Consider the following 21,437-nt stretch of genomic DNA (forward strand, 5'->3'; position numbering starts at 1 on the left):
TATAATTTGCCTGCAGCAGCATCTTGGTGGACTGAAGAAGTTTTTACTTGCCCACTTCCTGCGAAATAATTTCATGCTTAATTATCTTGCTGTCCAGGTACTTTCAGTGGCATATTTAAATGCTGTGGATAATTAGTTTTATATTCTTTTTACCACCCTTCTGATGAGGAGTTATGTTGTGTCAGCATCTGTTTGGCAAAAATGTTTAGGTCTATTACAAGATGAATATTCTGCTCAACAATTTAATACCTGGTTGCGTCCTTTGCAAGCTCATACAGAAGAGCAACGTTTAATTTTATTTGCGCCCAACCGTTTTGTTGTTGATTGGGTCAAAAAACATTTTTTTTCTCGAATTGAGGAATTGATTAAACAATTCTGTGGCGATGAGATTAAATCCATCTCTATTGAGATCGGAAGCAAAACTTCCAGTATTGAACCTGATACAAGTTCTTCTAATACCTTTTCCGCCGAAGCTAATGCGTCTGCTCCATCAAGCGCTGCTGTCCTAAAGGCCGCACCCAAAAAAGCGGTTGATTATAAGAGCAGCCACTTGAATAAAAAATTTGTTTTTGAAAGTTTTGTCGAAGGTAACTCCAACCAGCTTGCACGGGCTGCATCCATGCAGGTAGCTGAACGCCCTGGCGATGCCTACAATCCCTTGTTTATTTATGGGGGGGTAGGTTTAGGAAAAACCCATCTGATGCATGCTATTGGCAATGCTATATTAAAAAATAACCCTGATGCCAAAATTCTATACCTGCATTCAGAACGTTTTGTTGCAGATATGGTTAAGGCCATTCAAACCAATTCAATTAATGAGTTTAAACGGTTTTATCGCTCCTTAAATGCATTGCTTATTGACGACATCCAGTTTTTTGCCGGTAAAGACAGATCACAAGAGGAGTTTTTCCATACTTTTAATGCTTTATTGGAAGGACAACAGCAAATTATCTTAACCAGCGACCGCTACCCTAAAGAAATTGAAGGTATGGAGGAACGTCTAAAATCGAGGTTTGGTTGGGGATTAACTGTGGCAGTTGAGCCTCCTGAGCTGGAAACCCGGGTTGCCATTTTAATTAGTAAAGCGGAACAGTCAAATATCGAATTACCCTATGAAGTGGCATTTTTTATTGCAAAGCGCATTCGTTCGAACGTCCGCGAACTCGAGGGCGCTTTACGCCGGGTAATTGCCAATGCTCATTTTACTGGCAAACCGATTACCATTGAATTTGTCCATGAAGCTTTGCGTGATCTTTTGGCTTTACAGGATAAATTGGTTACTATCGAAAACATTCAAAAGACTGTTGCTGAGTACTATAAGGTCAAGGTGGCTGATATATTGTCAAAGCGGCGCAGTCGCTCTATTGCCCGCCCCCGACAAATGGCTATGGCTTTAAGTAAAGAATTAACCAACCACAGCTTGCCTGAAATTGGTGACCATTTTGGTGGGCGTGATCATACCACTGTGATTCATGCATGCAGAAAGGTTAAAGAGTTAATTCAGGATGACAGTGATTTTGCTGAAGATTATAAAAATTTAATGCGTATTTTGTCTTCTTAATAAGCAGCTAAACGCCGGTATTTTTTTATAGTACGGAAGACGCTTTCTCAACAGCTGTTCATGACCTTGAAATGCAGTTTTTCGCCAAATTAAATTATTTTCTACAAGGTCATGGATGATGCATTGAAAGCAACTTATACATAATTTTGATATCACTTTTCTTGGGTGAATATGGAGTTTTATCTTGTTCGAATTCGCTATTAAAAAAGAAAACTTGCTTGCGCCAATACTAACAGTTGCTGGTGCTGTAGATAAAAAACAATCCCTGGCTATTTTGTCGAATTTTTATTTTAAAATAACAGAGGGTTTATTACATATCACTGCTACCGATTTAGAAATCGAAATTTCTGCACAAGTTGCTTGTGAATCCGTACAAGAAGCAGGCAGTATTACGGTGCCTGCCAAGAAATTTATTGACATTATTCGTTCTTTAGATGATGAAGCTATTCCTAATGTGATAGTAAATAATGGTCTTCTAACGATTAAACAGGGGCGCAGTTCATTTAAACTGGCGACTTTACCGGCTGACAGTTTTCCTCTGAGCGAAGATGAATGTAATGAGGTTGAATTAACGATCCCCCGTTTGGTTTTATTGAAATTATTGCAATCAACACATTTTGCAATGGCACAACAAGATGTAAGGGTTTTCCTCAATGGTTTGTTCCTAGATTTCGAACCCAACCTTATTTCTGCGGTCGCCACGGATGGTCATCGAATGGCGATTTGTCGTCATCAATGCGCCAATTCTAATGAAAAAAAACTGTTGCTCCCCAAAAAGGGAATCCAGGAACTGTTGCGGCTTCTTAATAGCATCGATGATGAGGAAGTGTTATTGGCTGCTGGTAAATCGCATTTTAAATTGATCTCTCGCCAGTTTGTTTTTCTATCAAAATTAATCGAGGCACGTTTTCCTCCTTATACTAAAGCAATTCCCAAGCATCAGGACAAACAAATTATTATTGACTGTGCCGTTTTCAAACGCGCTCTTTCTCGTATTGTTATTCTCGCTCATGAAAAATCGCGAGCGGTGATGTTGCATTTACAACCAGGTATGCTTACTTTAATCGCCAATAACAATGAACAGGAAGAAGCTGTAGAATCTTTAATTGCTGAAACTCAAGGCGATGAATTAAAAATTGGCCTTAATGCCACGTATCTGCTTGATGTGTTGTCGCACTTTGGGGAAGGACAAATCCGTTTGTCTTTATCGAATACGGATAGCAGTATCTTAATTGAATCATTAGATGATGATAATTATCAATATATTATTATGCCCATGAAGATATGATCCTTTCTGAATTAAAGATTCACCATTTACGCAATATCTCTACGGCACATCTAGGCTTAAGTTCCAGATTTAACTTTATTTTCGGAGCAAATGGAAGTGGTAAAACTTCCATTCTCGAAGCCCTTTATCTTTTAAGCTGCGGCCATTCATTTCGGTCCCGTGAAATTTCTCCAATTATTGCTTATGAAGCACCCTCGCTGACAGTATTTGCCCGCGGGCAAAATCAGGAAACAATAAGTATTCAAAAATCATATTCTGATCCCACCCAAATCAAGCTGAACAATCAGTTTTGCTCTACCACCAGCCAATTGGCATACGCTTTACCTTGTCTGGTATTTTATTCTGATATTTTTCAAATTATCGATGCAGGCCCTTCGGTCCGCCGAAGTCTATTGGATTGGGGATTGTTTCACGTGAAACATACATATCTTTCACTGCTAAAAGAGTATAAAAAAGTGCTGAAACAGCGTAATGCCCTGTTGCGACAACATGCTCCCTACCCGCATTTTATTCCCTGGGATAAACAATTGAGCCAGCTTGCTCAGCAACTGCACGTACTTAGAGAGGAATATTTTGCGCAATGGGAAATTTCATTTACGAGTGTGCTTCAAAAATTAAGTCAGCTCGACTGCAAGATCCTCTATTATAAGGGCTGGGATAAAAAAAATACAGGTAAAGAATTAGAGCAGGTATTAGTTGAGAGTTTTGTTGCTGATATGCAAAAAGGCTATACGCAACAAGGGGCTCATCAGGCAGATATTCTCATTCAAGTAAATCAAAATAAAGCGCGGCACATTTTATCACGTGGGCAGCAAAAAATTATTCTCATTGCCTTGCGTCTGGCACAAGCCAGGTTATTAGCAAACGATTGTCTTTTTTTGATAGATGATCTACCGGCTGAACTCGACGAGGCACATCAATTGAAGTTGATGACTTATCTTGCACAGACAAAAGGACAATATGTGATTACATCCACTGTATATCCCTCCTCACTTGTTGCAAATGTTTCCCATCAAGACCATCTTCTTTTTAACCTCCATGAGGGGCTGGTAAATCAACAATAAATGTTTCACGTGGAACAAAATCCAAAGAATAAGAGTCTATAATTTAAAGAGAATTAATTTCATTTTCATACAGTCAGAATATCGTAAAGTTCCTGCCTGGATGACATATAAACGTAGCGCAAAATATGCTATGATGTCGTATTTAGAAATCCACACCAGGGTTAAGAGGACCACCTAATGAGCGTTGATGCCAGTTATGATTCAAATAATATTAAAGTCTTAAAGGGTTTAGATGCAGTAAGAAAAAGGCCAGGAATGTATATCGGTGATACAGATGATGGTACCGGTCTGCACCATATGGTTTTTGAAGTTGTTGATAACTCTATAGATGAAGCACTGGCGGGCCATTGCAAAGAAATTTTCGTTACCATTCATTCTGATGAATCAATCACGGTGAAAGATGATGGGCGGGGAATACCAGTAGATATCCATAAAGAAGAAGGGCGTTCTGCTGCCGAAGTAATTATGACCGTACTGCACGCCGGAGGTAAATTTGATGATAATTCATATAAAGTATCCGGTGGATTACATGGTGTGGGTGTGTCGGTAGTTAATGCTTTATCGGAAGAACTCCACCTGACAGTACGCCGTCACGGCAAAATTCATGAGCAGCATTATCGTAATGGGGTTCCTGAAGCACCTATGGTAGAAACAGGGGATGCAACAACCACTGGAACGCAAATCTGGTTCAAACCCAGTGCAGAAACATTCTCCAATATTGAATTTCACTACGATATTTTAGCCAAAAGATTGAGAGAGTTATCCTATTTAAATTCGGGTGTATGCATTCACTTATTTGATGAGCGCTCACAAAGACAAGACACCTTTCATTACGAAGGTGGAATAAAGGCATTCGTGGAACATCTCAATAAAAATAAAAATGTCATTATACCGACAGTTTTTTCTATGTCTGCTGAAAAGGATAATATTGTTGTTGAGTTATCAATGCAGTGGAATGATTCGTACCAGGAAACCCTTTATTGTTTTACAAACAATATCCCCCAACGCGACGGTGGAACTCATATGGCCGGCTTCAGAGCGGCATTAACCCGTACTCTGAATAACTACATTGAAAACGAAGGTTATGCCAAAAAAGCTAAAGTATCCCCTACGGGAGATGATGCCCGCGAAGGATTAACTGCAGTTCTGTCGGTTAAAGTACCTGATCCTAAATTTTCTTCACAAACTAAAGATAAACTTGTTTCCTCCGAAGTAAAATCAGTGGTTGAATCCAGCGTTGCTGAAAAATTCAACGATTTTCTTCTGGAAAATCCATCCAGTGCAAAAGCCATTGTTGCTAAAATCATTGATGCGGCACGCGCAAGGGAAGCTGCCCGCCGTGCGCGGGAAATGACCCGTCGTAAAGGTGCATTAGATGTCGCTGGATTGCCCGGCAAACTTGCTGATTGCCAGGAAAAAGACCCCGCATTATCCGAACTTTATTTAGTAGAGGGGGATTCAGCGGGAGGCTCAGCGAAACAAGGACGGGACAGAAAGTTCCAGGCAATTTTACCCCTCAAGGGAAAAATCTTGAACGTGGAGAAAGCACGTTTTGATAAAATGCTTTCCTCGCAAGAGGTTGCTACCCTGATTACGGCTTTAGGTTGTGGTATAGGACCTGATGAATACGATCCAGATAAAGTTCGTTATCATCGCATTATCATCATGACTGATGCCGACGTCGACGGATCGCACATCAGAACCTTACTGCTTACTTTCTTCTACAGACAGACACCTGAATTGCTGGAGCGTGGCTACATCTATATTGCCCAACCACCTTTATATAAAGTCAAGCGCGGAAAACAAGAGCAATATGTAAAAGATGATGAAGCTTTGTTTGAATATTTAACACAAAGTGCCCTGGATGGTGCTGCTTTTCATCCCGGAAGAGATGTCCCTCCCATCACCGCTATGGCTTTGGAAGAGCTGGTCCAACAGTATCGCCGTGTTGAAAAAATTATCAAACGGTATAAACGCAGATACCCTGCTGATATTCTCAAGCGAGTCGCTTATTTACCCATTCTCCACAATGAGGACTTTAACCAGCAAGAGAAAATAGCCGGCTGGTGTAAACAATTGCATTTAAGTATGCAACAGCTTGGAAGCAAGACAGAGCAATATCAAGTTGAAGTCCATTCTATAGCGGAAACAAACCAGTACATACCGCGAATCATTGTGACTCAGCATGGTATGGAGCATTATATTCCAATGAATGCCGAATTCTTCTATTCTAAAGACTATAAAGAATTGGTTAATCTAGGCTCTAAATTGGCTAATCTAATGGAAGAAGGTGCCTACATTAAACGCGGTGAAAAAGAACTTGCTGTTGAAAACTTTGAACAGGCCTTAGACTGGTTAATGGAAGAAGCGAAAAAAGGGCAGAGTATCCAGCGCTACAAAGGTCTGGGAGAAATGAATCCGGATCAACTCTGGGAGACAACAATGGATCCCGCAGTACGGCGCATGTTGCAAGTTAATATTGAAGATGCGGTTGCTGCAGATGCTATTTTCACTACCTTAATGGGCGACAATGTGGAACCTCGGAGAGAGTTTATTGAGTTTAACGCCTTAGAGGCTGAAAACATCGACGTATAAGATATATTGCGCATGAGCGTTTATCCAAACGCTCACGCGATTATTCAGGATAAACTATTTTCCTGTATATACCATTACCAAGAAGATTATTGCCCTGCTGCAAGGATGACTCCAACAAATTAAATGGCTGTTTCCCCTCAAGAAGTAACTCTTAGAGTTTCATCAAGGATTCTCTGCGTTCCTCTTTAAAATCACCGGCAGGCAATGCATTTTAAGTTAGGTTCATTTGTTGTTAATGACATCTGTTAATAAGTACGGTACAAATCAAAAAGGGTTCGCCCCACGCAGCATCTTATAGCGACAAGCCGCTTAATTGCAGAGATTCAGTCATACACCATGGGTATGCGCTTGTCCGCGCAATTATACGGTAACGAACGCCGGCTCTTAATATAGATCCTCCACAATAAGGTAAGTTGTTGCGCGACCCCGTATGAACTTTCATAAAATTGTTGCGGTAATTGAGCTCGTCATAAGTGCAGGATAATCTCTCTTCATAACAGTCTGGAACGAAGAGAGATTTTCTTATGGAGAAATAAGATATATTAAGCGTTTAGTGTGCTGCATCCTTGCAGCGGAGTACATCCTATGTACTGGTCCCTTAAGTTTGACTTCCTGTCAGACGAATCCGTGTCATCCCTTTGACTTAGAGTATAGTCTTTTGGTTGCTGTTGTCATTGGGTGGTTAGAGCAACAGAATGTAAGAAATATCTCAAAGCGTTGCTTGTGTCGTCTTGGGTTGCTGTTGGGTAATGCAATGGATCCCGCCCCCTCCGGCAAATACATCCAAGGCGTCAATTTGCGAAATATGATATCCTGGATATAACTGGGTGAATAACTGGTAGGCGGCTTTGTCCTGTTGCTCATAACCAAAAGCTGGCATGACGATCCCTTGGTTGGCCAAATAAAAATTAATGTAGGATAAAGTTAACCGTTCACCATGCATATAGGTTGCAGGTGGTTGCTCCACAGTATAGACTTCCAGCTTGCGCCCCTGGGCATCAGTTGCAGACTTAAGAGTTTCCAGGTTCTCATGCAAGATTGCATAGTTGGGATCATCCTTATCATGAGTTATGAGGCATAATACTTTTCCTGGAGCGACAAAACAGGCGATTTCATCAATATGACCATCGGTCTCATCACCAACTAAGCCTTTGTTTAACCAAATAATTTTTTCGCAGCCAAGAAAATCATATAAGTAATTTTCAATTTCCTGCTGGCTGAGGGTGGGATTACGATTTTCATTAAGCAGGCATTCGCGGCTAGTTAGCAACGTCCCTTCGCCATCAACATGGAATGAACCGCCCTCCATCACCAATGGTGCTGAAAATCTCAATGCATGAGTTCGCTTTAAAATTGCACCTGCAATCTGGTTATCCAGAGCACACTCTTGATAATTGCCCCCCCAAGCATTATGAATCCAATCAACCCCAGCTAATTGGGCTTGATTATTTAACAGGAAAGTGGGGCCGGTATCGCGGGTCCATGAATCATTGATAGGCAGGCTAATTAATGTAATCGTATCACCACATAGACTTTTAGCTGATTCTTCATCTCCTGGGTTAACCAGCATGGTAACTGGTTCATATTGTGCTATGGCTTGGGCGACACGTGCGTAAGCGACTCGAGCTTTTTGTAAGCCAATTTTAGACCAGGTTTGCAGATGACAAGGCCATGCCATCCAGCAACGCTCATGGGGATGCCACTCAGCTGGCATATGAAATCCGCTTTGTTTCGGGGTCATCTTATTTTCTCCGGATATTTTCATCTAAATAGGTCAATTGAGAAAAAATACTTCTTAATTCAGTTAAATACAAAAGTGCTGTTTCCTTGGGTAACTCCGCTTGAATTAATTGTTTCTCATAGGATTGAACCAATTTTTTGGTATCGAAATGGGCAAGATTCAGGACATTGGTGACCGTATCACCACTCACCAAATCATTAAGTTCAAATTGTCCATCGTCAAAAAGTTTGACATCGAGGGAATTGGTATCGCCAAACAAGTTATGCAAATTACCCAATATCTCCTGGTACGCCCCTACCAGGAAAAATCCCAGTGAATAAGGATTGTTGTTGTCATATGGCGGAAGCATTAATGTTGAGTTGACGCAAGAACTTCCCAGATATTCTTTAATAGTACCATCTGAATCACAGGTTAAATCTTGCAATACACTATGCATCGCCGGTGTTTCTTTAAGCTGTGAAATAGGCGCGATTGGAAAGATTTGACCTATAGCCCAAGCATCCGGGATGGATTGAAAAAATGAAACGTTGCAAAAAACCTTTACTGCCATCTTTTCATTAATTTTTGCCAATAAAGTTTCTTCGCTAGGGTTTTCCGCATTGAGCCGCTCTTTGAGTTCCATGCAAATATTAGTATAAAACGCCTCAACTTTAGCTTTTTCCTGTAGACTGATAACCCCATGCTTAAACAGGGAATGGGCTTCATTCAATGAATGTTCAGCATAATTATATATTTCAATAGGGGAGCTTGCGGTGATTGAGCGATAGGTATCATAGATATCACGAATTACATGCGAATCTTCCTCGGTTATTTCCGGAAGAGAGGGTGATTTATTGGTTATTTCTATATCACTGATATCAGAAATTAAAACAGCGTGATGAGCTGTCAGTGCCCTTCCTGATTCTGAAATTATATTAGGCTCAGGGACATTTGCCTCCTGACAAAGGTATTGAATGGCAAGAAGAATATGGGTGGCATATTCATGCAAGCTGTAATTCATGGAGCAACCCTGATTGGAATGGGTTCCTTCGTAATCCACACTAAGTCCGCCGCCCACGTCAATAGTATCTATAGGGGCATTTAATTGGCGTAACTCGACATAATATCGGGACACTTCCTGCATGCAATGGCGGATATCATGGATATTGGCGATTTGCGAGCCCAGATGACAGTGCATGAGTTGCAAACAATCGAGCATATTATGGTCTTTTAATTGATTCACCAGCTCGAGTACCTGTTTTGCGGTAAGACCAAACTTGGATTTAACGCCGCCGGTGTGTTCCCATTTCCCTGCACTTTTACTGATTAAGCGGATGCGAACACCTAGAGTGGGTTTTATTTTTAAACGCGCAGATTCTTTTAAAATAATTTCCAGTTCCGATATTTTCTCGATAACAATAAAAACCTTATGACCCATCTGCTGGGCGATTAATGCCGTACGGATGTAGTAGGTGTCTTTATACCCGTTACACACAATGGTGCTGTTTTGGTGATTGCTCAGCATGCCAATTACAGCCATCAGCTCAGGTTTGGAACCCGCTTCCAGGCCTATGGAATGATTGGGTGCTTTTAATAGCTCGCGAACAACACTTTGCTCCTGGTTTACTTTAATGGGATAAACGAGCTTGTAGTGACCTGTGTAGTCATTTTCTGATATAGCCTGGGAAAATGCTTCATAAATCCGATGCACCCGGTCATGTAAAATATCAGAACAACGGATGAGCAGGGGTAAATGAAGGCCTGTTCTACTCGCGGCATTAACAATAGCTTGCAGTTCGACACCAGGCTTGCCGGGTGCCTTGCTTATTTCGATATTCCCTTCGGCATTAATACTGAAGTATCCTTCGCCCCAGTTGTTGATGTTATATAAGTTTTCTTCAGATGGTGCACTGATGTTCATATATTGATATTCCAAGGGATTAACGTGGTTTAACTAGATCTTGGTAAGTTGACGGCTCCCGCTGTTGTGCAAAAGGAAATAATCTTCCCCATAAAGCACGTTGGCTAAAGTCGAGTTCGGCTACCAAAACTGCAGGTTTATCGCGCGGTGCTTGTGCTAAAATTTCACCCATAGGGGTACTAATAAAGCTGCTGCCATAAAATTCCAATCCATCTTCACAACCAATTCTATTGGCTGCAATGATAAAAGTATTACTCATAATCCCCTGGGCGACCATAACTTTTTGCCACATGGGCTGTGTATCGATTTCCGGGGCAGTAGGTTCGCCGCCGATTGCGGTCGGATAGACTAGAATTTCTGTCCCTTTTAAACCATATATTCGCGACAATTCCGGAAACCATTGATCATAGCAAGTAGGTAAACCCCATTTGTGGTCCGCTATCTGATGGATAGGGTAATTAGAATCTCCAGGTTTAAAGTAAAAATTTTCATGGTATTTTTCCCCGCTAGGAATATGTTGTTTTCGGGTTATCCCAATAAGCTCTCCTTTATTGTTATAAGCCACGGCAGTGTTATACCCTGCTTTTTCAAACAGTGAGGCTGTAATACAAATATTATGGGCCTTTGCCATTTTACTGACAAACTGGGCAGTAGGGCCGGTATGAATCTCTTCCATAAATGGAGCAGGATCTACATTCGAACGGGTACAAAAATAGGGACTAAGCGTAAGCTCTTGTAAACAAACAACAACTGCCCCTTGCTGTGCGGCATTATGAATTCCGGAAGCCAGTTTATCCAGGTGTTCGTGGGGGTTTTCATGCCATTTTTCCTGCACTAATGCAACTATGAGTTTTTCTTGCGTCATTAATATCTCTCTTGAAATTTTAGCTCAAAATAAAACGCCCTTACTGAGTAAGGGCGAGCTTCTTAAATCATTATGAAATCAAACAGATTTCATGATCCACTTCTTTTTTTATCAGAGGTTACAGCATGAAAGTTCCTTCTCTTCATCCAATTTATTATTGCCTGGGCACTCTTCCTTATCTTTGGATTTTCCATGGTTAAATAAACCATGAGCATTAGATGCTTGCGAACGGTTTTGCTCCAGTTTTGCGTTCATCGAATCAGCAATAAGTTTGAATGGATTGGTCTCATCAAACACTTCAGTATGCAGTAATTCCAGACGGCGTGTGATTGATGAGCGACTTTCCGCATCCAAACCACACAATTTTTTGCCGATAGTTTGTTCATGCCCTGCAAGTAAGCTACGAAACATATTGACAAACATGTTGCAGGTATCTGAACTGTAATCGCGGCTGATAAAGAATTTCTCGGGGTTGTCGCTTAATAAAAATGTCTCCACGTTTCGTCTCAGCGTGAAAGCCAGTCGAGTTTTTTCTGCAAGTATATGTTTAGGGAATGCAATACTTAAATTATGAGCTATTTTACTGCGCTCATCCTCTGGTGCACATAAAGCTAACCGTTCTGCAATAGCGGATTCATTGCTCTCCAGAGTGAGGTTTGCAAGGGCGCTAAACCGATGGAACAGCCCGGGATTAAACTCCTTTGAAAATAAAGTATGGGGAGTTTTATTACGCGGGTCAAGTAAGGACGAGATGCGATGTCTTACTTCATATGCTGCAGTAAGTACTGCATGGAATGTAGACTCATTATGGGCTAATCTTCCCAAAGCTTCAATATGATGACTGTATTCTTTAAACCGTGTTTCAGGACAAGCGGCTATCATCTTGGTAGCGAGCATCACTTGTTCTTGATTGCTCAATGAATTGAGTACCTTAGCATTTTCTGCTAATGCATCACCTGTGCTAAGTTCTTCATAGGGATTGTCTAGTGCAATTAATTCTTCATAAGTAAATGCCATTTAATCCTCCTTAAAATAAAGATGTGAAAGGGTACTGCACAATTAAACAAAGGAAGGAAGCTCCTTTGTACTCTTTCGGCATAGGCATAACCGAAAATCCGTTTATCGACTACAGAGTTAAATTTCCAAACTATAGTAACGGATTAAAATCGAACTGTCATGAAATTAATCTAAAGTTTTATGAAAAAATGTCGAAGAACTGATCAGATGCATGTTTTGCCTTTAAAAAATACAATAACAATAAGGAGTGGGCAATGTCTAAAACTCATTTATTACAAGACCCTTTCTTAAACGAGTTACGTAAAGAAAAGGTGCCGGTGTCCATTTTTCTGGTAAATGGAATTAAATTGCATGGCATTGTGGATTCTTTTGATCAGTATGTGGTGATGCTGAAAAATTCAATTACACAAATGGTTTATAAACATGCCATATCTACGGTAGTTCCTTCAAGAGCAATAAAAATGCCTGTGGAAGAGGATGCTTCTGGAAACGAAGATTCACCTGCCGACTAAAAATAGACTTTTTAAAAACCTGGAGCCTGGTTCATGGAATCATCTCCAGGTTTTTTAATTAGGAAGAATGGAGTGTTACGCTCCTAGGATGGATGGTTAGATGATAAAATTTTTTCCTTTTGAAGGGGACTTAAGGCAGAGTTAATAAAAAATATTCTATAATAAGTTATAAATTAGTCATTTTTGACTTCATTTGTTCAGGATCCCGCCTATGACTATGTCGAAATCTGAATCTAAGTTTTATTATCTTCAAGGTTCCTTTGCTGAAATTTTTACTGCTTGTGGCTTAGAGTCTATGGTGCAAATAAGGAAGGGAGTAGGTCCTTCTGAAATAGAAAGGGATCTCTATGCACGTACCCCGACTTTTCGTATCCCTGGGATTCAGGAACAATTGGAGCACTATTTTTTACCCGATCCCGTCTTTTATTTAATGCCCCAACTACCTAAGGATCTCGCACCATATAAAGGAAACTATATTTATTGCGATAATGGTGAGACTAAATCTCTTTATTATGTAAATACAGAGGGAACTGCTGAACATGTTCTCATTAAGAATATGGTTGTATTTGAGCAAAAGCTTGATAGTTATAACAAACATAAACAAAATCCAGTATTGCTCAATCAAGAACAAATCAAGCAGTTAGTCACCGACAATGGAGGTTTTACACATCCAGTTCAAGCGTCTGCAGAGACGACACCGGTTAGCGAATACTACCTGCAAGGGGACATGGAAGGCTCGGGCTTAAAGTTAATATTAGGATCTGTACCGTTTTTCGATGAGAATGATCCCGAGGATCGGGTGGAAACCGCTTTTGTTAATGCAAAAGATGCACGAGGCGCATATCTGGACTCCCATGGAAAACCGGCAGGTTTTTCTTTTTTCTATCGAGCTGATAAACCGGAGCAATGGATAATTATCGTAACAAAAAATGTTCACTTACCTAAAGAGCAACATGAAGTTCACATTTTGTCTTCAGTTGATCCAAGAGCGTTTATGCTCGATAAACCAGTAGAAGTTACAGATGTTGACCAAAGTTCATTGCCAAACAAAATAAAGGAAATGCAGCAGATTGCGGACTCAGCGGCTATAGGGAAAATCATCGGAAATATTTTAAATTCTGATGGAACAATTAAAAAAAATCCGGAATTACTTCACGATCTGTTTACGGGACGCATGTACCCGAAGAAACTATTTGATGATGATGAACAATGGATGGCGCTTTTGGAGAACAACACCCAAAAGATAATGGAAAATCCACTTGTCTCAACCCTGCACGCATCCTTAGAAAGTCCCGATGAATTAAGTAAGGAAGAAATCAGTGATTGCCTTATTGAAGGCAGTGTTTTGGCATTAGCGCTTTTAAATGTGCAGAATAGTGAATCGTTGAGAAATGAGCCACAAGTTAAAAAAGAATTATACCGTTTAATACATCATCTCTATAAATCCGGAAATATAGAGATGATACCCAAGATTGTAAATTATCCCAGTAACAAGGACTTCTTTTATTTTATTGACCAACTGGTGGTTAAAACAAAATCTACTGACGTGTTGAAAGAGATTTTAGACAATCTAAATGTAGTACGTGAAGTCCATAAATCAATCCAAAAATCTTCCAATGGAAGGCAGCTATTTACCCTGTTATTGGATGCGGGCGATCCGGGGCCGCTTATTCAGCGATTACATGAGCTGACCCAACCTAAGGCCAACATTAAAGCAAATATTTTGCCCTTAGCCATGGAACTCATACTAAGAAATCCAGCGTACCCCTCTGAAAAACTGCTTGAGTTTTTAAATCAGGTGCCAGGAATTGAACAAATTAAACCGGAACTTTTGCATCAATTTTTAGCTGCAAACTTTGAACAGGATCACTTAGCGGAATTATTTAAACCCATTCAGGACGCTTTTGCAGCACTTGATTCCCTGAAAATAACCAATCCTGCAGCTTTTACTTTAGCTCTTCATTCTCAAGAGTTTAGAACGATAGTGGCTGCTTTGCAGGATGGGGATCCTACTAAAAATCAAGAAAGTGGGCAATACATCGAATTGGCAATTAATCTTGATAAGCTGGGTTTAATAGCTAATTACTCTGCCTTATCTAATGATTTAAATTCAGTAAAAGCATTTAATCAGTTTGTAAAAAGTGAAGGATTACAAGCAATTTTGCATGAAAAAATAAATCAGGAAGGCGCAGAAGCCATTGCACAAATACTTAAAAACCCCATATTAAATGCCTTACTTGCTGCGAATATAAAAGTGACCAAATCTTTGGGTGAGAGAATCCTTGCGCCACAAGGGAGACTCTCAGCGAAGCTGCAGGAGATTTTAGAAAGCTCAGAACAAGATCCATTACGAAAAAATGCCTTATATCAATTAGCTGTAGATTTGGATGAATTAGGCGTTCTGCGTTCATTTGAGGAGTTTACAGCTGACACCACTGACTTCCTGAAATTAATTCATAAGTGGTGTGCTGTTGCCGGGAGTGAGAAATTATTAAAAGAGCAGTTGGCGGAGGCTCAGCTTGCACCTGGACTTCCTGCTCTAAGAGTACTAGGTTATAACGATTATCCCGGAGAGAGCTTTCCCAACCTTTTAAAAAATCCACAGCCAAATGTGATTGAGTTGCTGAAATGGCTTGAAGGTAGGCGAGTCCAAAATACATACTCCAGAGAAATCACTTCCATGGCCTTGGATTTTTTATTTAAACAACCTGATGTAGAGAAGCTGGCATTCAGGGACGTACTGGAGTTTTTGAAAAATACCCCTAAAAGTAGTGCCCACAAAGGCCAAATGGTGGAGTTTTTATCTGATAAGTATACTGACAAAGCGTCACTTACTGAAGCAACGGTAGTTTATAAACTATTAAATGCAATTGGGGTTGGAAATGAGATATATGGATTAGCTATACAAGATCAACATTTTAAAGCAATTGTCCAAGCTCTTCCTCCTATGAGTGCCGATAAAGATTGCGGACTCATTACAGCAGATGAATGTCCTGATTTCGAAGAGTTGAAGCAAAAAAGGAATTCCAATTATATTCTTACTGCAAAGGAACTGTTTTACTACAACAAACACAGCAATACACTGCAAAAGATTAATCTTGAAGCATTGCAACTGCAAAAATTAAAAGAACAATTTCCACAAACAGTCACTTCATTAAACAGTGATCAATTTAAACTACTTACAGATAATGCGCCTATCCGTCAGCACAATAAAGTTTTGGTTGAATTAGCAGGAAAACTAAAAACACATGGGTTTTTAAATCAATATGATCGCTTTGCTTTTGATACCCAATTAGCATCTTCATTTGTTAAATTAATTGAGTATCCTATCCTAAGAGAGCTGATGTTAGAAAAACTTAAGGCTAACGATTTTGGGGCGCTAACAGGGATATTAAATAACAAGATATGGCATAATTTTATTGAAGAACGTATTTTTATTTCCAGGGCACAAATTGAAAGATTATTAGACCCAGTAAGTGAGAAATCGAAGGCGATAAATATATTAATGCCTCTGGCTTTAAGTGAGCAAAAGAAAGTGGCTTTGCAATGGGCTGTTATAGATACTCCTACTGCAGAAAACTTTAGAAAAGTTTTGTTTGCAATTGATGGAAATAAAAAACTCGTTCCAGAAGCACGCGCAAAAATGATTGAAACCCTCTGTTTACTGCAGCTTGGCGATGATACAAAGGGCATAAAAGCCAGGGACGTGTTCAGCATGTTTCTAAATAATGAAAAATTTAGGTATTCCCTCTTTAAAATTGAAGACGCATGCATGAAAATAACAAACCGCTGGAAGAAAGATCAATCAGAAGATGCTAAAGCCAAAGCACAGTCATTTGCAGCGGCAGAACATTCATATCGGACAGGTTTATATGAAACTGTTTTTGACGGTCAAAATCAACCCACATTAAAAAAGGATTTCGAGGCGAAAATAGAAAAGGTTTCCAGGAATATGCTGGATGTCGTCGATGTGCGTAGGCGCTCCTTGATAATAGCAATCGTAGAAACTCTGGCAGAAGCCTTGAATGCTCTTACCTTTACCGGCCTAAGCCGTGCCATTAAAGGAACAACCTTTTTTTCAAGGACCACCTCGGGACAAGAAATGCGAAATTTACATGAATCATTAACTGAACCTCAGCAGATCATGAACGACTACAAACAAGAGTTGGCTGCGAGCAGAGACGAGAATACAGATGAATCTGCTCCTGAAATGAAAAAAGGCTAATTAACACGGTGCTCTATCAGAGAGCACTACATTATTTACTCGTGAGAAACCTTTCTTTTCCCTAATTGCAGTTTATTCTGCAACAGTTTCTGATTCCACGGAACTTTTAAACAAGGGGGAGGCAAACTTAGATTGGCACTGAAGCTCAATTCCCCCCCATCTATGACAGGATAAAGGAATTGAGTTTCAGAGAGGTTTATTCATGATGAAAACATTCACTAAACATTCGAGAAAGTTTCCGCTACTGAAGGTAATTCCAATTTTTCTTCTTTAACAGCGAATTTGTTGGCCACCTCGTAAACGTCAGCCTGCATTTGCTGCAGCTTGGCTTTTAGTGATTTAGCCTCGGCGCCGTTTTTGCTGCTTCTTGGCGAGAACTTATCAAGTCCTTCCTGAATTTTGCCCTGTAATCTCTTGAGATTTTCCTCATTGGGATTGTTTTTATATTGCTGATAATCTGCTTTTAATTCCTGAAGATATTCTTCGCGTTCCTGGGCCTCGGTTTTATAACCAAAGCATCCTAATACTAAAGCAGCTGCAGAACTTATAAGATCCTTAAACCAGTATGTTTCCCTGCGCTCCTCGAGATAATTGTCATAAATAGCGCCTTTTCCAAAGTATTTGGCGCCGACTTGTGCCCGTTTTTCGTCAAACTCAATTTCTCTTCTGGTGGCTGCGTCGTCATATTGCTCTTTAAACGGAGTAAGCGCATCCGCTAGTTTTTTAATTTGAGCAAGCTTTTCTATCACCATAGAATCTTCAAGTTCCGGATCATTGCTGGAACGAAAATCTTCTACAAGAGTAACCAGTTCGCTTTGTTCAAATTGAATAATTTGCTGATAAAAAGCTTGTCTGGCCTTTGCTGTTAAAGTTAAGGTATCTTTAAGTTTTGTATATCCCTCAATGACCTGATTTAGGTGCTTTACTATGTACCCTTTATCTTCCTGTGCAAATTGCTCATCGAGACTAGGTTGTTTTGCTTGAACTTCATCAACACGTTTTTCTATGGTGGCTTGAGAGATACTTTGGGCATCTTGAGCAAATTCCTCTTGGGGGATAGGCATATCATCTTTTTCCGCAAAGGGATTAACGGGTCTTGATAGGGTAACGTTTCTCCCAAAAAGGGTAGATTGGCTCGGTGTATGGATCTCTTTAAATATATTAAGCCGGTCAAGGTTTTTGCGTACCTCGACAAGTGCTTTGTGGACAACAGGATTCTTATTTTGATGAATGTTCTCTACAGTTTCTTGCAACTCTTTTGGCAAGGCATTGATTTCTTTCAGTAATTGCCGGCGGGCTAAGACGCTCTCTGGTTTAAGTAGTTTTATTCGCTCTGCTAATCCGGAATAGATGTGATTGATTTGTGCCAAGTCTTTCAAATCATGAATGGATCTGCTTACTTGGGAGAGTTCTTCAGTCAAGAGGACCGTTGCATCATATTTATCCTTGACCAAAGGATTTTTATTGCCGGCAATTTCTCTCATGACGCTTTCTATCTCACTTTGAAAGCTCTGGATTTCTATATCCAATTGAGTTCTTTCTTCGGAAGTATAATTTTCTAAAGAGGCTGTCTTTTGCAATAATTCAGCGCTTTTTATTTGAATTTGGGCAAGGGATTTGAGTTGAGGCCAGGAAGTCCTCTTATCATCAAAACTGGTGGACAATCGGGTGTAAACATTTTTGAGCCCTTGTTCTTCTAAAGTGTACGTTTTGATTAGTTCCTGGAGTTCGAAAGGCAAATCGGGATCTATTTCTGTAGGTGGGACTGTGGTTTTTGCCCTTGCAAGAATACTTTCCCAGTCCTTCTGCAAGGAGGGGAGGCTGGCTCCAATTTGGCTCACCCAACCATCAACAGTTTCATTCCTTTTCCCCATTGTTAGGGAGCTGCTAATTTCTTTAAGTTTCTCACCAAAAGCATCTGCGCGTTCTATCAGCGCTTCATTTTCACTTTGAGCAAATTCCTGGAATTCTCTATCCAAAAGTTTCTCATTATCCTCAATATCACCGAGAGCAAATTCCAGTTTGAGCATTGTTAACGCCAAAACTGCTTGCCGGTTAATTACCTCACTCATGTGCTTTTCTAATTGTGCTTTGCTAAGTATTTGTCCCCGTGTTGTTTTTTCTGTTTCCCAAGGTTTTAATTTTTCTTCTTTCTCTGCCTGTAATTCAGTTTTTTGGGTTTTAAGTTGTTGGAGAGTCTCTTCATGTACACGTTTCTGGTCAGTGATTGTTTGAGAATCTACCTGGAGAGTCCAAAGGGTTTCATCAGGAATAAAGTTACTTTGCGGTGCTTCTTCTTTACCGTTAAGCTCCATATCGATGAGTTCCATTTTGCGGGTGATGTAATCGATGGTTGTGGACAAATCAAACTCTAAATCGCTTTCTGCCATATAACTCGTATAATGAGTCACCAGATCGCTCAAGTAGGAACGATTAAAACCGCGCCAGGCGTTGCCTTTTTGTTCCCTTTGATATAAGTCATCAAAGAATTTAATGAGTTCAGGGTTAGTACACTCCAGGTTTTTCAATAACCTGTCTTTGGGAATTTTCGCAGAAGGAATATAAAAACCTTTATCCTCTTCTAATGCACTCTTAAATTGTTTTAATTCGTCCCTGGCCTGTCTTAGAAAACTCTCCCGGTTTCTTTTTTTCGCGTGAAGACTATCGATAGATTCTGTTATATCCTCAATTACCGCTTCGGTTTTCCCAATTTTTTTCTCTATATCTTCAAACTGTGGGGCATAGGTTTTAATAATACCGGCAGTCTCCTGCTCGTATCGCATTTTAAATTTAGAGTCTGCAAAACTCTTGCGAACCAAATCTCGCCCGAGAGTGGAGCTTTCATTGAAGGACTGATTGATGCGCTGACTGGCTTTGTCTAAAGCTTGGCCCCTGTTTAATTTAGTGATTTCGCGCTCCAGTCTCTTCACTTCCCGTGTTGCATTTTGTATTAACTCCTGGGTGGCCTTGATTTGAACTTCTTTTTCTTCAATAAGAGGAGATAGTTTTTCCCGACGAGCTCTAATAAAGTTTTCATGAAAGCGGCTAAGTTCAACCCCTTCAGGAATCGGGTATAAGGATTCGAGCTCTTGTTTTTGTTTTTCTAACCCTTGCAGATACATGCGAAGTTCACCAATAGCACTTTTATAAGATTCTCGATCCGCGGATAAGCGCTCGTTAGGCGTTGCCAGATTCGAAGGCACAATGTGCAAGTCCATTTCAGGCGGCTCACCGACTAGTGAAGCTGGTTTTTGGACTGGTGTCACTACTGGAGCATCCTTCATACTCTCAACATACTGCTTTAATAAAGTGACTTCTTTAATTTGCATGTGAAGTAGTCCATTCTCCTTATCAGAGAGGCTGGAAGTAAGTTGAGCCGCAATCTTAGCATTATCAAAATAGATTTGACGGAATTGATAATTGGATTGCAGAGCATTGCCAATTCTCTCATTATAGATATCTGTAGAGTCTATGTGTTGGTTATACAATCCTCTCCAGAGGGCAACAATTTTTTCCTCTTGCGCCCCTTCAGCTAGAGCTCTGATTAGGGGGGAGGTTTTTATTTCAGGGGGTAAACCCAACTTTGAGTTTTCTTCATGCCATTGCTCATTGAACTCAGCAAATTGTTGTACTGCTTGTTGGAGCTCTTTAAGCATGCGGTCTACTTTTTCGAGTTGTTCTTGCAGTTTTTGCAGGTATTTTTCCAGCTCTGCCGGGTCATTAGAAAGATTTATGTTTAAAAGCGGGCTTACTGTTTGAAAAATTTTTTCCACTTCCCGGATTTTTGTCTTTAACGAGTCCTCCTGTTGCTCCCAAAGCTTTCTTCTTTCCTGTTTTATCTTTAAAAAAGCCACACTTTGCTCAACTTCATTGGGGTCTTTATGGATTTCGTAAATTTGTAAGCGGCGATCCAGTATTTTTTTTAAATTCCCTAAAAGTCTTTCAGCAGGTTTCCGCACTTCTGTAGTGATAACCTTCCCTGGAATTTGTTCCAGTATTTCGGGTTTGAGCGCTTCTACCAGAAAATTTTGTAAGGCTTTTCCCACCTCATAGGTACGTTGATCCACAATTTTGGGAACCCAACTATCATCCAAAAATGAAAAAGAAGAACTTATGGTTGATTGGTTCATGATTGCTGGTGCATACCCGCCGCTACTGGATGCGGCAATGTTCCACACCGCTTGTAATACTAAGGCTGAATATTCATCCAGTTGCTCTGCGGATGCTACCGAGCCTGATTCAGGTGCCTTTATTGATTTGGGCAAAAGAGCAGGATTTACAAACACTTGATCGGAGAGTTCCTGATTTAACAACTTAGTGTTGACCTGTAATGCATGACCTCTATTAATAGTTCTTAAATCAGTTTCTAGTTTTTTAATTAACTGGAATATATTGCTCATAATTTACCTTTCACTATTAATTAACGGTCTGGTTTTTCCTGCACCACTATATCCAGATATTCATATTATAAATCTTGTACATTAATTTAACATTAATTATTTTGTTTATTTTTTAATTGAATCGGCAAATTTTTGTCTTTTCCAGGCGGATTTTATGTCCAAATGTTCCTCATGGTGTTTTTTCGCCGCTTTTGAGATAATACTTCGTTGGTTAGTCAACTTCTAAAGTGAATTAAGGAGAAGGGACCTCCAATTTATTATCACAGAGA

General features: G+C 40.1%; 11 protein-coding genes. 6 read left to right on the plus strand and 5 right to left on the minus strand.

Annotated features, from left to right (window positions below):
* Nucleotides 1-178: 178 nt before the first annotated feature.
* From dnaA to gyrB, 4 genes are all read left to right on the plus strand, one after another.
* Complete coding sequence (dnaA, locus tag KYQ_RS00010; protein WP_010652111.1) at nucleotides 179-1,561, plus strand: chromosomal replication initiator protein DnaA; 1,383 nt, start codon at nucleotides 179-181, stop codon at nucleotides 1,559-1,561.
* 184 nt (nucleotides 1,562-1,745) lie between these two features.
* The gene (dnaN, locus tag KYQ_RS00015; RefSeq protein WP_010652112.1) at nucleotides 1,746-2,849 is read left to right on the plus strand and encodes a DNA polymerase III subunit beta; all 1,104 of its coding nucleotides are present in this window, start codon (nucleotides 1,746-1,748) and stop codon (nucleotides 2,847-2,849) included.
* Nucleotides 2,846-3,913, plus strand: a complete 1,068-nt coding sequence (recF, locus tag KYQ_RS00020; RefSeq protein ID WP_010652113.1) for a DNA replication/repair protein RecF — start codon at nucleotides 2,846-2,848, stop codon at nucleotides 3,911-3,913. Before dnaN ends, recF begins: the two co-directional genes overlap by 4 nt.
* A gap of 177 nt (nucleotides 3,914-4,090) precedes the next feature.
* Nucleotides 4,091-6,508, plus strand: a complete 2,418-nt coding sequence (gene gyrB / locus KYQ_RS00025; RefSeq protein ID WP_010652114.1) for a DNA topoisomerase (ATP-hydrolyzing) subunit B — start codon at nucleotides 4,091-4,093, stop codon at nucleotides 6,506-6,508.
* A 709-nt stretch (nucleotides 6,509-7,217) separates the two neighbouring features.
* Here the strand turns inward: gyrB and KYQ_RS00030 are convergent.
* From KYQ_RS00030 to KYQ_RS00045, 4 genes are all read right to left on the minus strand, one after another.
* Nucleotides 7,218-8,249: an agmatine deiminase family protein gene (locus tag KYQ_RS00030; RefSeq protein ID WP_010652115.1), complete on the minus strand. Its 1,032-nt coding sequence runs from the start codon at nucleotides 8,247-8,249 to the stop codon at nucleotides 7,218-7,220.
* Nucleotide 8,250: 1 nt separating this feature from the next.
* On the minus strand, nucleotides 8,251-10,149 hold the full coding sequence (gene speA, locus KYQ_RS00035; RefSeq protein WP_019349418.1) for a biosynthetic arginine decarboxylase: 1,899 nt from the start codon (nucleotides 10,147-10,149) through the stop codon (nucleotides 8,251-8,253).
* A 19-nt stretch (nucleotides 10,150-10,168) separates the two neighbouring features.
* Nucleotides 10,169-11,014, minus strand: a complete 846-nt coding sequence (locus tag KYQ_RS00040; protein ID WP_010652119.1) for a carbon-nitrogen hydrolase — start codon at nucleotides 11,012-11,014, stop codon at nucleotides 10,169-10,171.
* A gap of 111 nt (nucleotides 11,015-11,125) precedes the next feature.
* Entirely contained in the window at nucleotides 11,126-12,031 is a 906-nt protein-coding gene (locus KYQ_RS00045) for a lpg0008 family Dot/Icm T4SS effector (protein ID WP_010652121.1), read from the minus strand.
* A gap of 254 nt (nucleotides 12,032-12,285) precedes the next feature.
* On the opposite strand from KYQ_RS00045, the gene hfq reads away from it, so the two are divergent.
* Together hfq and KYQ_RS00055 are read left to right on the plus strand one after the other, a co-directional pair.
* Nucleotides 12,286-12,543 (plus strand): RNA chaperone Hfq, encoded by a 258-nt coding sequence (gene hfq, locus KYQ_RS00050; RefSeq protein ID WP_010652123.1) that lies wholly within the window; start codon nucleotides 12,286-12,288, stop codon nucleotides 12,541-12,543.
* A 211-nt stretch (nucleotides 12,544-12,754) separates the two neighbouring features.
* Nucleotides 12,755-16,768, plus strand: coding sequence for a hypothetical protein (locus tag KYQ_RS00055; RefSeq protein ID WP_010652124.1), 4,014 nt, complete (start codon nucleotides 12,755-12,757; stop codon nucleotides 16,766-16,768).
* Nucleotides 16,769-16,986: 218 nt separating this feature from the next.
* Here KYQ_RS00055 and KYQ_RS00060 read toward each other — a convergent pair whose 3' ends face one another.
* Complete coding sequence (locus tag KYQ_RS00060) at nucleotides 16,987-21,168, minus strand: coiled-coil domain-containing protein (protein WP_010652126.1); 4,182 nt, start codon at nucleotides 21,166-21,168, stop codon at nucleotides 16,987-16,989.
* Nucleotides 21,169-21,437 lie beyond the last annotated feature (269 nt).

It is taken from the genome of Fluoribacter dumoffii NY 23 (assembly GCF_000236165.1).
GTDB classification, from domain to species: domain Bacteria; phylum Pseudomonadota; class Gammaproteobacteria; order Legionellales; family Legionellaceae; genus Legionella; species Legionella dumoffii.

Coding starts and splice junctions, on each gene's coding strand:
- KYQ_RS00045 (WP_010652121.1), bottom strand. CDS start 12,031: ATGGCATTTACTTATGAAGAATTAATTGCACTAGACAATCCCTATGAA.
- KYQ_RS00055 (WP_010652124.1), top strand. CDS start 12,755: ATGACTATGTCGAAATCTGAATCTAAGTTTTATTATCTTCAAGGTTCC.
- speA (WP_019349418.1), bottom strand. CDS start 10,149: ATGAACATCAGTGCACCATCTGAAGAAAACTTATATAACATCAACAAC.
- hfq (WP_010652123.1), top strand. CDS start 12,286: ATGTCTAAAACTCATTTATTACAAGACCCTTTCTTAAACGAGTTACGT.
- KYQ_RS00060 (WP_010652126.1), bottom strand. CDS start 21,168: ATGAGCAATATATTCCAGTTAATTAAAAAACTAGAAACTGATTTAAGA.
- recF (WP_010652113.1), top strand. CDS start 2,846: ATGATCCTTTCTGAATTAAAGATTCACCATTTACGCAATATCTCTACG.
- gyrB (WP_010652114.1), top strand. CDS start 4,091: ATGAGCGTTGATGCCAGTTATGATTCAAATAATATTAAAGTCTTAAAG.
- KYQ_RS00030 (WP_010652115.1), bottom strand. CDS start 8,249: ATGACCCCGAAACAAAGCGGATTTCATATGCCAGCTGAGTGGCATCCC.
- KYQ_RS00040 (WP_010652119.1), bottom strand. CDS start 11,014: ATGACGCAAGAAAAACTCATAGTTGCATTAGTGCAGGAAAAATGGCAT.